Source organism: Paenibacillus sp. UMB7766-LJ446 (genome assembly GCF_030226665.1).
GTDB classification, from domain to species: Bacteria; Bacillota; Bacilli; order Paenibacillales; family Paenibacillaceae; genus Paenibacillus; species Paenibacillus vandeheii.
The window spans coordinates 371,481-384,551 of sequence record NZ_JASOYM010000005.1 but is presented as its reverse complement, the minus strand read 5'-3'; the positions used below and the strand labels follow the sequence as shown (position 1 = coordinate 384,551).

The window sequence follows — 13,071 nt, the reverse complement described above, 5'->3', positions numbered from 1 at the left end:
CATAATCGGCTGATGGACACCCTTTTCTAATTTACAAATTACTTCACTCCATGGTTAATCTGCTGAGTTGTACAATCCATGTCTACTTGAATATAGCTTTGCTGCAAAAATAAATCTCTTGATTCACTTTGAGAATTCACTTCATCCCTTGTCCCCGACCATGGACTATAGAAGAAATCTCCATAATTGCCACTCTCATGCGGATATTTCACATTAGAATCGACATATTTATCCTTCATGGTTTGCATATTTGCACATGCAAACTTTGCTAACACACCATATCTGTAGCTCTTAGGAACAAACCTACTGTATACAGAATACAATTTTTCAAATTCTAGTTACTTTGTATGACAAAACGCAAATATTGTTGCCTGCTTATGTGACTATAGCCCTCTTTTTAGCGCTTTACTCCGTTACATAACCACAAGCAATTCTTATCGCATAATATCCGGACCTATTATAGATCGTTCTATTATATAGAGACACGTAGCACAGTTCCATAAGGATGCTATTTTTTTTAATTCCGGACTATAAGCTTATCTTTCACCTGACTTAAAGCCTCTTGTGCCGTCATACTGATTCGTTTGGATTCACCTTGCACTGCAAGAACATGTGAGCCAAATTCCACTTGTCCTTCTGCCGCACCCCGACCAATTACAATTTGGACAGGCAATCCGATCAATTCCGAGTCCTTGAACTTCACTCCTGGTCGTTCATCACGATCATCGACCAATACACTGTATCCGGCATCTGTAAGTTGTTGTTCCAGCTGCAGCGTAAGCTCGCGCTGCTGCTCATCCTTCCAACTCATTGGAATCAGATGTACATGATAAGGTGCGACAGCTGCTGGCCAACGGATACCATCTTCTCCGGCATATTGTTCAGCAATAGCCGCCATCAGACGAGACACACCGATCCCGTAACAACCCATTACTGGTGCGCACTGCCGTCCATTGCGATCCAGGAAGGATGCTCCCATGGCGTCACTGTACTTGGTTCCCAGTTTAAAGATATGCCCCACTTCGATTCCTTTTGTGAATACAAGCGATTCTCCACAGGTTGGGCAGCCGTCATCTTCAGCAGCGAAACGAATTCGATCTACTTTGTCCAAAGTAAAATCTATACCCGGACGTACATTCGAATAGTGTACATCGACTTCATTCGCTCCTGTAATTGCATGTTCCATAACAGCGACATCCGCATCCACTACAATCGGCAGATCCAGTCCAATGGGACCCAGGAAGCCTACAGTTAATTTCGGATGACCTGCAAGTGCAGTTTCATCAGCCAGGATCAGCTCCTCTGCACCTAATACCTGCTTCAGAGCGATATCATTCACTTCATGATCCCCACGAACAAGCGCAGCGATTAGTTGACCATCTGCTTGATAAAGAAGCGTTTTGATCATATGCCGAGCGTCCTCACCCACAAAGGCGCTTAGCTCATTGATCGTACGTACCCCTGGAGTTTCGATACGAACCAGTGTGTCCCCTTTAATATTCCCATCGGCTTTATCGACTGTTTTGGGGTCAGTAGAAGTATCAGCAGGTCCTGAATGATTAGCAGAAGATTCAGAAGTCTGATATCCTGCCTTCTCCAGATTTGCGGCATATCCACAATGTTTGCAGGTTACGATCGTATCTTCTCCCACATCGGCAAGTGCCATAAACTCATGGGTCTCTCCCTGACCACCAATGGTGCCTGCATCGGCTTCCACGCGAATATATTCCAGTCCACAACGCTCCAAAATGCGCGAGTATGCGGTATTCATGGCCTGATAAGTGTGATCCAGCTCTTCCCAATCGGATGCAAAAGAGTACGCATCCTTCATGATGAACTCCCGTCCCCGCAATAATCCAAATCTTGGTCGACGTTCATCTCTGAATTTGGTTCCAATCTGATAAAGTGTAAACGGCAGCTTCCGATAGGAATTAACCTCGTCACGAGCCAGTGCAGTTACGACTTCTTCATGGGTTGGACCCAGGGCGAATTCTCGTGCATGGCGATCCTTCAGACGCATCAGCTCAGGACCATACTGTGTATATCTTCCGGATTCCTCCCATAGCTCAGCAGGCTGCATGATTGGCAGCAATACTTCCTGACATCCTGCACGGTCCATTTCTTCCCGAACGATACGCTCGACATTCAGCAAGATACGACGTCCCAAGGGCAGATAACTGTATATCCCTGCTGCGAGTTGGCGAATCATGCCAGAGCGAAGTAACCAGCGATGTCCTGCTGCATCTGCCTCTGCTGGTGCTTCACGTAATGTTGGAACAAGCATTTCACTTTGACGCATCTTGTCACACCCCTTACCTTCTAGTCGTTATTGTGAATCAAGTTATAAACAGCAAAAAGACACATCCGTCAAGGGACGAATGTGTCGTGGTACCACCCTTATTTAACTGCATTTTGCCGGCTGACCTGCCATTCAATCAACAGGGCATTTGCCATAACCGGTTCTCCGTTTGCAACCTGTGCCATACGTGAACTTACAGTCCTTCAGGGCATAACGGGCCCATCCGGCGGAGGGTACAGACCGATTGGGCCTTCTCCTCCGCAGCTCGCGAGGTAGGAATAACGAAACAGCAACAGAAACCTTGCACTAGGCGGTTTCCTCTCTGCCGAAGCTGGCTAACGTCATTATGTCCTCGTTGATCGCTGTTATCATTTTGATCACCATAGTGTATTTACAAGAAATTGTCAACCATACGGTTGCCAGCTTTACGTTAAAATGAATTCCTGAGCGATGGCTGACATGGCCGTGCGTTACCTGTAATATAGAGAAATAGAAACCATGTATTAATTGATAAAGGAGTTTGTCCTATGCCATATATTATTTACGATCTTGAATTCACAGTAAGCCGCAATACACGTTACTCTTCTGAAATTATAGATATCGGTGCCGTTAAAGTAACGGAAAGTGAGAACGGCCTGTACGTTTCAGACACGTTCCATACTTATGTTCGTCCATCCAATAAATCGGTGCTGTCCGCCGATACAATTCAATTTACGGGTATTTCGCAGAAAGATATCGACGCATCTCCCCTTTTTCCGGAAGCGCTGAATCAATTTATTGCCTGGATGGGAAGTGAATCCTATTACATGTGCTCCTGGGGACCGGATGACCGCACCAAACTGATCTCTCATTGTCGCACGCATCAGCTTGATGTCGCCTGGATCACCAATCACAATGATCTTCAGCAGCAATGGTCGCGCACAGTGCGCAAAGAAGGGAAATTCCGTCAGCTTGGACTCGCTCAGGCTCTTGAGCTGTGCGGTATTGAATTCGATGGCACCCAGCATCGCGCTTTGGATGATGCTATTAATACAGCCAAAGTATTCATGCATCAATTTGACCAGTTCAACCTGGAAACCAATTGCGCCGCAGATGATGAAGGCATCACGTCCAAAGTGGTCTATTCGAGCAGTACAGAAGACGATGACAACGATTCCCCTTTTGGTAACCTGGCACACCTGTTCAAGACTAAAGAGTAACTGCATATAACGTATGTTGAACTAAGACGAACCAGCCATGAGCTACATAGAAGTTCAGTTGTAGATCTCCCTCCAGCGCTCCAGACGTTCTTTCATTATGAGGCGGTATTTCTCAGGTTCCAGAATTTCGGCATCGGGTCCATATTGAGACAGCCAGGTTAGAAACCCTTGCTCATCACTCAATATGGCCTCAAACAACAATGTGCCTTCCGGTTCAATCGTCAAGATGGGGCGTGCAAAAAACTGCTCCTGCATGACACGCTCTACAGCGTGCGGCGAAAATCTGATTTTGAATGCAGTCCACTCCGTACTGCTGCCAAGTTCCCGTGGCGTACGGAAGTGAGATTGTAAAAGGTAATCATCTTTGCGGAACGTGCGTGGCAAAATCCGAACCCTGTGCAAACGATTCACTTGAAATAATGTCAGTTTCTCTGAAAGGTGACAATACGCCAACAGATCAAATCGGTATTCACGCGGAATAAGACAGTAGGGATCCATTCGCACAATCCCCTTTTTACCTTGAGACAGATATTCTCCTTCAATAGTGTTCTGGGAAATTCCAGCCTGAAGCAACATCACCAGTGAATGATTCAGAAGTTCGGTACTTTCATTCTGCCATGCAGAAGTACCCACTTTGAACATCCCGCTAATTTGCTCAGACCATTCCACTCGCTCAGTTTTGTTTTTCTGACTCGAAGCAACCACTTTCTCATACGCGCTCTCAAAAGCAGGCTTCAGCAACGGACGAATATTCTCCATGACTTCTGCCAGGTGCATAAAGGCTTGAGCTTCATCATCAGACCAATTCAGCGGATACATGGCAAAATGGCTGATAAACATGTATCCTCTCCCGTGTCCCATATTGGCGATGGGGATATGCATTGCACTGAGGGCCTCCATGTCGCGGTATATCGTCCTTTCCGTTGTTTCGCACCGCTCGGCAAGCTCACGGGCCAGAATGCCCGGCTTGGCCTGCACAAGAGTTATAATGCGCATTAATCGGATCAGTCGGTCTGTCATTTTGCCGGACCCTCCACGATGTTGTTTCAATAAATTCGATACAACTCCATCCATTTTTTATTATTATGTTGTTTAGTACATTCGACTTATTCCTTGACTTCACCTTCAAAAAATTATGTAGAAACATTCCTGGCCCTACCATCATCACTAGTTCTTTATCCCTATTCACCTAACATCGTTTTTCCGCGATTATGAGCCATGGAATTAAAAGTAATCCCGTAGTGGTACCGAAGTTTTTCAACAATTTCGGCTTCCGCATAATAATCCAGATCCTGTTTACGAGCTGCTTCAATTAACAAAGCATCTGCGTGACGACGCAGCAGATCACTGCCCTCTTGTGTACGACCTCTTTCATAAGCGCGCAAAGCTTGTTTAATCAGAGGAACGGTTTCGTTCAATTTGATCGTCTTTTCTACCTTGGGATCTTCCGGCTGGCGCAGCATGCCCAGATGACTTGTGTACTGAATATACAACTGTTCTCTGCGCAGCAGCACTCTTTGGCTTTGTTTCAACTTTCGTGTACTCCAATAAGCTGAACAAACGGCACTTTTCCCAGATACACGAGGTCCCATGGCGAATTCGAGCAATATTTGTTTACTCTCGCCCTTGTATACATCTCCGAGTCTTAGAACCCAACCGATATCCGTTTCTTTGGAACGACAGCCATAGATACCCTTGAGCTGAATTCCAAATTCCGGTTTGAGCAAAAGTTCCAAGTCTCTCGACACAATTTTGGGTGCTATTTTCCTGAGTCTTTTGGCAGGGGCTCCGTTACGCCACTCTACCATCATATATACGGGGTCGGCTCCCCCTGTCGGTATGGCCTCTCTATTCCACGAATAAGATACTTCAAAGACTGAGTTCACTGGTAGTCTCTCCCCCGATTTATATGTATTATCTTCTAACTTATCAGGGTAAATGGACACTATATTGTCACGGAACATATGTTCGCAGGAAATTTTTCCATAATATTAGTTTTTCCTCCCTAAATCCGTGTAATTACGACAATAAACGACGAAAAAGCTTGGCAGTATGCCAAGCTTTTAGACCACTTTTATATGACAAGTCCTAACTTAAATCGCAGATGGATTCATTCCCATTTTGTGTAATTTTTGTACAGATTCAGGTTCTGTGATGGGAGCATAAGTAATACTGTCGATAATCAATTCACGCCCGATGGGCTCACCATTTACAGTGATCATAATCGTTTTGGTCGTTGCAGCTTGTTCAGTTGTGTACATATTCGCATTCACGATCTTTATAAAAATCGGATATATTGTTTTCGCTCATTAAATTGCTAATTTCGTTAATATGAATAGCTGCACCCGGAACTGGAGTAAAGGAATGATGTCAAGACCGTCCGGAGTGCTGCCCTGTCCTTCTATTACCCCGTCGTTCTTAAAATTAAACAATATGCGCATGTATTGATTTATTCTCATACAGGGTAATTAAAACTACATCCTCTTGAACCCATTGTCCCGGTTTTGACGTATAATGTAAGAGCCGTATTTCAACAAATGACGACGAAATCGGCAAACGATTATGTAACCGAAAGAAGGTGCCATACATGCCAAAACCCATTCAGGGTTATTTCATTCGGGTGTTATTCACCACATGTGTATTGTTTACTGTTTCTTTGACTTCTACAGTCAGTGCAGCGAATGCCAATATATTTTCCGATATCTATAGTGGATGGGAACGGGTCTCCGAGCTTCCTGGAGAAGTAAACGCTTTGCAGGAAAGCTACAAACAGACGCTGGAGCAATTGAATCAGACTTCTGCCCAATTGGGACAAGCTCAGGCTAATGTTGAAGCATTCAAGGCACAGAACGAGTTGCTGCTGGCGCAAAACGAGAAACTGACCGATATGGTTAGCAAATTGCAAAATGATCAGGATGCCAAAACAGCAACTGCCAAACGCATTCAGACGATGATTATCACAGCCGTTTCTCTCATATTGGGATACTTTATTCTGATTCGCGTGATGCGCTGGGGTACGCGTCGCCGTTCAGGCCGAGTATAAAAGGACAGGAGCAACCGCATGCACATACACCTGAACAATACCGAAGCTGGCGGAGCCGGACAAGTAGTTACGTTCTCACTGATCCAGGACGACCGCCTTCATATTCTACACCCCCAGCAAATTGTCGCTTTTCGCGGCCCAAGCAGCAGTCGCAATGATAAATTCATGAATATTACGGGGATATATCGCAAAAAAAAGCTGATCAAATCCGAAATTACCGGTCCTTGTCAATTTGTGGCCGCCCTGCCTCCCGGATTCACCATGAAGGAAGTTGAATTGAGTGAGAATAGCGATCTGCTGTACGACTTCCGCCACCTTTTTTTCTATTCCGATGGCGTAACGATGCATACCAAGATTCAGAAAATCAAAAACATGCTGATCACCCGGGACGCAGTCAAAATGAAATTTTCCGGCGAAGGCAAAATCGGATTGCTCACACAAGGTCAGGTCTGCCAGCAGGAACTGCACCCTACTGCACCCCTCTACGTGGATGCGGGCAGTATTATCGCTTATCCCGAGAACGCGCAGCTTGAACTTACCGTGTACGGGAACCACCTTGCCAGCCAGCATATGAATTATCATTGGAAGATGACGGGCCATGGCTCGGTACTCTTTCAGGCTGGCCGTGAAAATCATCGACTGGAACAGGATATGAACGATGAAGGCTTATTTAAGCGAATATTGAAGGAAGTCATTCCTTTTGGAAATGTATTAATTAAATAAGTGCAGATATGCTCACCATAATAAAATTGTGTTATACTGTACCGGACAATTGAAGAAGAAAATCCATGCCTGTGGCATGGGAGAGGTTCGCGAACTCCCTCTATAAGACTCGACCTTCATTAAGGTTAATATGGTCTTGCGTACATTTTAGGTAACAACGTACGTAAAAAACTAAGGACACTAGATCGTGCCTGCTTTTTTGAAGCAGTCTACGAGAAGGTGTGTTTTTTGATGGATGCCAGTTCATGAACTTCTCTGTTCTTCCGACACTCTGTGCCTATGCGCATGGATTGATCTTAAGAAGATGGAGAGGTTTTTTTATGTTGAACGAAGAAAAAGCAGTCGTTGTATTCAGCGGCGGTCAGGACAGTACAACTTGTTTGTTCTGGGCCAAACAGCAATTCGCCGAGGTTGAGGTGGTTACCTTCGATTACGGACAGCGCCACAAGCTGGAGATTGAATGCGCTGCAGAGATCGCTCGCGATCTGGGTGTGCAGCAAACGGTACTGGACATGAGCTTGTTAAACCAACTCGCTCCCAATGCACTCACCCGTACAGATGTGGAGATTACGCATGAAGAAGGAGAACTGCCGAGTACGTTTGTCGATGGGCGGAATCTGCTGTTCCTTAGTTTTGCGGCCATTATGGCGAAGCAAAAAGGGGCTCGGCACCTCGTCACAGGTGTATGCGAAACGGATTTCAGCGGTTACCCGGATTGTCGGGATTCATTTGTGAAATCGATGAATGTTACGCTGAACCTATCCATGGACTACCCATTTGTCATTCACACCCCTCTGATGTGGCTTGACAAAGCCCAGACGTGGAAAATGGCGGATGATCTCAGTGCCTTCGATTATGTACGTGAACGTACACTAACCTGTTATAACGGGATTATCGGCGATGGCTGCGGTGAATGTCCTGCCTGCAAACTGCGCAAAGCCGGACTGGATCGCTATCTGGAGCAACGCACCGATTCTGCTTCTGTTGGAATTGTAGGAGCGCACGTATGATGAGAGAGCCAGGAACCTTCCGTATTGTGGAGCGATTGCAGCGGATTGGAGAAGATATCCTTCCTGCACAGCTTCGCTATCATCGCAAACGCGTGCTTGTGAGCAAGGAGTTTACGTTTGACGCGGCACATCACCTGCATTGTTATGAAGGCAAGTGCAAGAACTTGCACGGGCATACCTATAAAGTTGTTTTTGGCATTAGCGGTTATCCGGGTGAGACCGGGCTTACAGTTGATTTTGGACATATCAAAGAGATATGGAAAACACAAATTGAAGGGTATCTGGATCATCAGTATTTGAACGAAACCCTTCCCCTCATGAACACAACGGCTGAAAATATGGTCGTTTGGTTGTATGAACAGATGGAACATGCCTTGCAGACCGAACCTTATGCTGCACTGACCGAGGGTGGTCGAACGGAGTTTGTCCGCTTATACGAGACGCCAACCAGCTACGCCGAGGCAAGACGGGAGTGGATGATCGATGAGTAGTGTAGAACTAAGCAATCTCACAACGTCGACCCGTACCGATGGAACCAATGCTGCTTCTGCGGTGGAATTGGCTGACAACAAGCTTCCTCACGGACAAGACGGAAACAAAGAGGCTCGTATTCCTGTGATGGAGATCTTTGGCCCGACGGTTCAAGGTGAAGGCATGGTCATTGGGCAGAAAACGATGTTCGTCCGCACCGCGGGCTGCGATTATCGCTGCTCCTGGTGCGACTCGGCTTTTACTTGGGACGGCAGCGGCAAGGATCTGATCCGGATGATTACACCGGAGGAGGTGTGGAACGAGCTGCGCCGCGTTGGCGGCTCACGCTTCTCCCATGTGACGATTTCCGGCGGCAACCCTGCCCTGCTCGCTTCGCTGGGCGGATTGGTTACCTTACTGCGGGAGAACGGCATCCGCACCGCGGTAGAAACACAGGGCTCCCGGTGGCAGCCTTGGCTGGCGGACATTGACGAAGTCACCGTCTCTCCCAAGCCTCCCAGCTCAGGCATGAACACCGACTGGGCTGTGCTGGATGATCTGATCCACCGACTGGCTGCTGGCCCGGTGGAACGAAGCCATAGTCTGAAGATCGTGATCTTCGATGAGACAGATCTGGATTATGCCCGCCGTGTGCATGCACGGTATCCAGGCTCAGATTTATTTTTGCAGACCGGGAACCCGGATGTCACTTCTGCCGATACGCCAGATCTGGCGTCTTCATTGCTTGCCCGTTACGAGTGGCTGATTGATCAAGTTAGCGCATCGGATGATCTGAACGACGTTCGTGTGCTGCCACAGCTGCATACTTTGGTGTGGGGCAACAAACGCGGCGTCTGATGGATTTTATGGGTGGAATGGGCGGCATGATGTAATTTGAGAACATACAAAGGCTATGAAGGGCCTATCATATATACCGGTAAGCTTCGTGCGTCGCCGGAAATAAGGAGCGTTTACGAACCGATGAGACAACCTGATGAAATGGAAGATTTGACGCTGCTCGGCAACCAGGGCGTAAAATATACGTTTGAATATGATCCAGGCATTCTGGAAAATTTCGATAACAAGCACCCGTACCGTGATTATTTTGTCAAATTCAACTGCCCGGAGTTCACCAGCCTGTGCCCGATTACGGGGCAGCCGGACTTTGCAACCATTTATATCAGCTACATCCCTGATGTAAAAATGGTAGAGAGCAAGTCACTTAAGCTGTATCTGTTCAGCTTCCGCAACCATGGAGATTTCCACGAGGATTGTGTAAACATCATTATGAACGACTTGATTAAGCTGATGGACCCGCGCTACATTGAAGTGTGGGGCAAATTTACGCCGCGCGGCGGCATCTCCATCGACCCGTACACGAACTATGGCAAGCCGGGTACGAAGTACGAGCAGATGGCCGAGCACCGCATGATGAATCATGATATGTATCCGGAGACGATTGATAATCGTTAAATTGGCAGTTACATCAGTTAGGGTAGATATAAAAATAAAATCATAGAGCGCACAAAAGCCGAACTCTTCTATCTGAAGAAATTCGGCTTTTGTTTTTAGTATAGTCAGAAAAGTCATGACTGCCATAAATAGAATGGTCATCGCCAAATTGCGTTTGGCAAGAACATATGGTGATAGCGATTTCATAGTGATCAGTCCTTTATCATTTCTGATTTAGTAGAACTTTAATAGTGGAACCAGTAGAGTATATCAAGATTTTACATTATATAGAGTATGTTAATTTCTTCTGTTCCCCTTGTCGCCCCTGCAAATCTGTCCTATTATGTAACAATATGCTTAGGCACATCACATCATCAGGCGCTGATCCCTCGTGACCGCGACCAAAGGAGAACTGTACATGTCCATGCAAAATTCATTACCCAAAGACGCCGCTGCGCGTTCGAAAGCTCCACCCGGATTGGATGCCCAAGGTACCGTTTATCGGATCTTAATTGCCATCAGTCTGGTTCATTTGTTCAACGACTCGATTCAGTCAGTCATTCCAGCTATTTTTCCAATTCTAAAAGACTCCATGCATCTTACATATACGCAGATCGGATGGATTTCGTTCGCTATTAACTTTACTGCGTCCATCATGCAGCCGGTTGTAGGCTGGTTTGCCGATAAAAAACCGACGCCTTCCATCCTGCCCATCGGCATGGGCTTTACGTTTACGGGCATGCTGCTGCTTGCCTTCGCCGATAGTTATATGGCCGTTCTGATCTCCGTTATCTTTGTTGGTCTGGGCTCGGCGGCGTTTCATCCAGAGGGTTCAAGGGTATCTCATATGGCCTCAGGGCCTCGTCGAGGTCTGGCTCAGTCCATCTTCCAGGTCGGTGGTAACGCCGGGCAGTCTCTGGCTCCATTGCTCACCCGATGGATTTTCATCCCATTTGGGTTGTTCGGTGCCATCGGATTCACAGGGATTGCTGCTGCGGGGATCGCGGTCCAAATCTATATCGCTCGCTGGTATGGACGTATGCTGCAATCGGGAGGGTATTTGCGCAGACAGGCGGCAGCCCGTCGTACACCCAATCCGGCATTGCGTAAAAAGATTGCTGCTGCCATAACCATTTTGATCCTGCTCGTCTTTGTCCGTTCGTGGTATGTCGCTTCGATCGGCAGCTTCTATGCGTTTAACCTGAAGGATACCTTCAACTTGTCCACAGAAGACGCACAGATCTATATCTTCCTGTTCCTGGCTGCCGGGGCACTGGGTACGTTCTTTGGTGGTCCACTGGCGGATCGCTTCGGCAAACGTAACATGATCTTCCTGTCGATGGCCGGAGCCGCTCCACTGGCCCTGCTGCTGCCTTACGCCAATCTGTTCTGGACAGCCGTGTTGCTGAGTATTATTGGGTTTATTATGTTGTCCAGCTTCTCAGTGACCGTTGTGTATGCACAAATGCTGATTCCAGGCAAAATCGGCACCGTCTCTGGTCTGATTACTGGCCTGGCATTTGGTATGGGCGGTCTGGGTGCACTCGTGCTGGGGAACTGGATCGACGTGTTCGGTGTATCTCCAGTCATGCAAATGTGCAGCTTCCTGCCACTGATCGGTATCTTCACCTTCCTGCTTCCATCGGATAAGCTGCTGAACCGCTGGGCGGAAGAGAACGGTAGCGAAGAATAATTGTTTTTTAAATGGATCAGATTTAATGAGATCAGTTCAAAAGATCAGTTTCAACAAAATAAACTGCAATGCTCAATGAAGCGAAATAGAGTTGTTAAACCAGCCGCGTGAAGCGTAACGTCAGGTGGTTAACCAACCTCGCTGTTGTGTAACCGGGGTAAAGCCTTGTACCACTAGGCTTTATCCCGGTTTTGTTTTGTCAGCGTTAGCGTCATGGACATCATTGCGAAAGGCGTTGAAGAATCAGCCGCTTTTTATATAACATCTTCCCCGCTTCGGCAACATCACGAATCGTATTTTTGTTACTCACCGAACCAAATACCATGCCGGCAATCGGAATGAGCTGGAACAGCTTTTTCCAGCCAAACGATTCACTGTAGGAATTAAAAACCTCCCGCCAGCCCTGCATCTGAGAGATAACCTCTACCTGCTTGTCCGGATTATCGTAATCAGAAAGTTCATCAATAATCGCTTTCTTACCCACAATATCGGCAGAGGAGAATTGCAGACATTTGACGATAAATATACGCTCTTGAGGCTCGTCGGGATCATATCCATAGCATAGCGCCATCTCCTGCAGCACCTTTAGGGAGAGTCCCATCACGATCGGTATATCTGCTGCAATGGTTACAATGCCGCCAATACCTGTTGCAGCGCCTTGTGCGGCAGCAAACTTGGTTCGACTATCCGTAATGCGATCAGCAGTGCGATCCAGCACGTCAAGGGGCAAGCCTTCCACGCTGTGGATCTTCGCCGTATCTTCTGCTTCTACATCCTGTTCCATGTGATCATGTTCTTCCTTCATGGTATAACCCGATCTGGTGGCTTCCTCTTGAAGCAGCTTGGCCACTTTCTTTTTCTGAACGAGAAATTTCCCGCCATTCTGCACATACTGACCAACTTCGTTCAGCGAGTCTCCAATCTTCTGTTTCAGCGCTTTAGGCATCACTTTATCCAGCATGGCAAATGGCAAACGACCAATTTTGTCCCAAATAAACAAGTCCTTCTGCCCTTTTTCCCATTTTAAAATCTGTTCCAGCTCCCGGTCCAATGTCTCGCGTGAATCCATATATGGCCTCCTAAGTTATGTGTATAGTGAATTGTATACTCCTCATACGCAGAGTTCGGGGGATGGTTGCTTCGATGTAAATGTAGATGTAAATCTAAGATACTCATCCTCA

The 13,071-nt window shown here is 46.9% G+C and carries 14 protein-coding genes; 8 read left to right on the top strand and 6 right to left on the bottom strand.

What is annotated here, in order from left to right:
* Nucleotides 1-38 precede the first annotated feature (38 nt).
* Both QP794_RS15610 and QP794_RS15605 read right to left on the bottom strand, forming a co-directional pair.
* Nucleotides 39-248 carry a hypothetical protein gene (locus tag QP794_RS15610; protein WP_285077934.1) on the bottom strand — a complete coding sequence of 70 codons (210 nt, stop codon included), beginning with the start codon at nucleotides 246-248 and terminating at the stop codon, nucleotides 39-41.
* 269 nt (nucleotides 249-517) lie between these two features.
* Nucleotides 518-2,299 carry a proline--tRNA ligase gene (locus tag QP794_RS15605; RefSeq protein ID WP_285077933.1) on the bottom strand — a complete coding sequence of 594 codons (1,782 nt, stop codon included), beginning with the start codon at nucleotides 2,297-2,299 and terminating at the stop codon, nucleotides 518-520.
* Nucleotides 2,300-2,826: 527 nt separating this feature from the next.
* On the opposite strand from QP794_RS15605, the gene QP794_RS15600 reads away from it, so the two are divergent.
* Entirely contained in the window at nucleotides 2,827-3,498 is a 672-nt protein-coding gene (locus tag QP794_RS15600; protein WP_285077932.1) for a 3'-5' exonuclease, read from the top strand.
* A 54-nt stretch (nucleotides 3,499-3,552) separates the two neighbouring features.
* Here the strand turns inward: QP794_RS15600 and QP794_RS15595 are convergent, their stop codons facing one another.
* From QP794_RS15595 to QP794_RS15585, 3 genes are all read right to left on the bottom strand, one after another.
* Nucleotides 3,553-4,518, bottom strand: coding sequence for a helix-turn-helix transcriptional regulator (locus QP794_RS15595; RefSeq protein ID WP_079350999.1), 966 nt, complete (start codon nucleotides 4,516-4,518; stop codon nucleotides 3,553-3,555).
* A 161-nt stretch (nucleotides 4,519-4,679) separates the two neighbouring features.
* Nucleotides 4,680-5,384 (bottom strand): hypothetical protein, encoded by a 705-nt coding sequence (locus tag QP794_RS15590; RefSeq protein ID WP_143805668.1) that lies wholly within the window; start codon nucleotides 5,382-5,384, stop codon nucleotides 4,680-4,682.
* Nucleotides 5,385-5,591: 207 nt separating this feature from the next.
* The gene (locus tag QP794_RS15585; RefSeq protein WP_285078050.1) at nucleotides 5,592-5,771 is read right to left on the bottom strand and encodes a hypothetical protein; all 180 of its coding nucleotides are present in this window, start codon (nucleotides 5,769-5,771) and stop codon (nucleotides 5,592-5,594) included.
* 314 nt (nucleotides 5,772-6,085) lie between these two features.
* Here QP794_RS15585 and QP794_RS15580 point away from each other — a divergent pair, with 314 nt between their 5' ends.
* From QP794_RS15580 to QP794_RS15550, 7 genes are all read left to right on the top strand, one after another.
* Nucleotides 6,086-6,541, top strand: a complete 456-nt coding sequence (locus tag QP794_RS15580; protein ID WP_285077931.1) for a hypothetical protein — start codon at nucleotides 6,086-6,088, stop codon at nucleotides 6,539-6,541.
* Between the two features lie 18 nt (nucleotides 6,542-6,559).
* Complete coding sequence (locus QP794_RS15575) at nucleotides 6,560-7,264, top strand: AIM24 family protein (RefSeq protein ID WP_024632429.1); 705 nt, start codon at nucleotides 6,560-6,562, stop codon at nucleotides 7,262-7,264.
* A gap of 323 nt (nucleotides 7,265-7,587) precedes the next feature.
* The gene (gene queC / locus QP794_RS15570) at nucleotides 7,588-8,274 is read left to right on the top strand and encodes a 7-cyano-7-deazaguanine synthase QueC (protein ID WP_285078043.1); all 687 of its coding nucleotides are present in this window, start codon (nucleotides 7,588-7,590) and stop codon (nucleotides 8,272-8,274) included.
* Complete coding sequence (gene queD / locus QP794_RS15565) at nucleotides 8,274-8,765, top strand: 6-carboxytetrahydropterin synthase QueD (protein ID WP_285078042.1); 492 nt, start codon at nucleotides 8,274-8,276, stop codon at nucleotides 8,763-8,765. Before queC ends, queD begins: the two co-directional genes overlap by 1 nt.
* Before the next feature lie 127 nt (nucleotides 8,766-8,892).
* The gene (gene queE / locus QP794_RS15560) at nucleotides 8,893-9,603 is read left to right on the top strand and encodes a 7-carboxy-7-deazaguanine synthase QueE (protein ID WP_285078041.1); all 711 of its coding nucleotides are present in this window, start codon (nucleotides 8,893-8,895) and stop codon (nucleotides 9,601-9,603) included.
* A gap of 123 nt (nucleotides 9,604-9,726) precedes the next feature.
* Nucleotides 9,727-10,218, top strand: coding sequence for a preQ(1) synthase (gene queF, locus QP794_RS15555; protein WP_079351003.1), 492 nt, complete (start codon nucleotides 9,727-9,729; stop codon nucleotides 10,216-10,218).
* A gap of 403 nt (nucleotides 10,219-10,621) precedes the next feature.
* Nucleotides 10,622-11,890: an MFS transporter gene (locus tag QP794_RS15550; RefSeq protein WP_036664443.1), complete on the top strand. Its 1,269-nt coding sequence runs from the start codon at nucleotides 10,622-10,624 to the stop codon at nucleotides 11,888-11,890.
* A gap of 220 nt (nucleotides 11,891-12,110) precedes the next feature.
* On the opposite strand, the gene QP794_RS15545 is transcribed toward QP794_RS15550, so the two are convergent.
* On the bottom strand, nucleotides 12,111-12,959 hold the full coding sequence (locus tag QP794_RS15545) for an EcsC family protein (protein WP_285077930.1): 849 nt from the start codon (nucleotides 12,957-12,959) through the stop codon (nucleotides 12,111-12,113).
* Nucleotides 12,960-13,071: the final 112 nt, after the last annotated feature.

Bases quoted from the DNA above. Each gene is read 5' to 3' on its own strand.
- QP794_RS15610 (WP_285077934.1), bottom strand. From the start codon at position 248: ATGCAAACCATGAAGGATAAATATGTCGATTCTAATGTGAAATATCCG.
- QP794_RS15605 (WP_285077933.1), bottom strand. From the start codon at position 2,299: ATGCGTCAAAGTGAAATGCTTGTTCCAACATTACGTGAAGCACCAGCA.
- QP794_RS15600 (WP_285077932.1), top strand. From the start codon at position 2,827: ATGCCATATATTATTTACGATCTTGAATTCACAGTAAGCCGCAATACA.
- QP794_RS15595 (WP_079350999.1), bottom strand. From the start codon at position 4,518: ATGACAGACCGACTGATCCGATTAATGCGCATTATAACTCTTGTGCAG.
- QP794_RS15580 (WP_285077931.1), top strand. From the start codon at position 6,086: ATGCCAAAACCCATTCAGGGTTATTTCATTCGGGTGTTATTCACCACA.
- QP794_RS15575 (WP_024632429.1), top strand. From the start codon at position 6,560: ATGCACATACACCTGAACAATACCGAAGCTGGCGGAGCCGGACAAGTA.
- queD (WP_285078042.1), top strand. From the start codon at position 8,274: ATGAGAGAGCCAGGAACCTTCCGTATTGTGGAGCGATTGCAGCGGATT.
- queE (WP_285078041.1), top strand. From the start codon at position 8,893: ATGGAGATCTTTGGCCCGACGGTTCAAGGTGAAGGCATGGTCATTGGG.
- queF (WP_079351003.1), top strand. From the start codon at position 9,727: ATGAGACAACCTGATGAAATGGAAGATTTGACGCTGCTCGGCAACCAG.
- QP794_RS15550 (WP_036664443.1), top strand. From the start codon at position 10,622: ATGCAAAATTCATTACCCAAAGACGCCGCTGCGCGTTCGAAAGCTCCA.
- QP794_RS15545 (WP_285077930.1), bottom strand. From the start codon at position 12,959: ATGGATTCACGCGAGACATTGGACCGGGAGCTGGAACAGATTTTAAAA.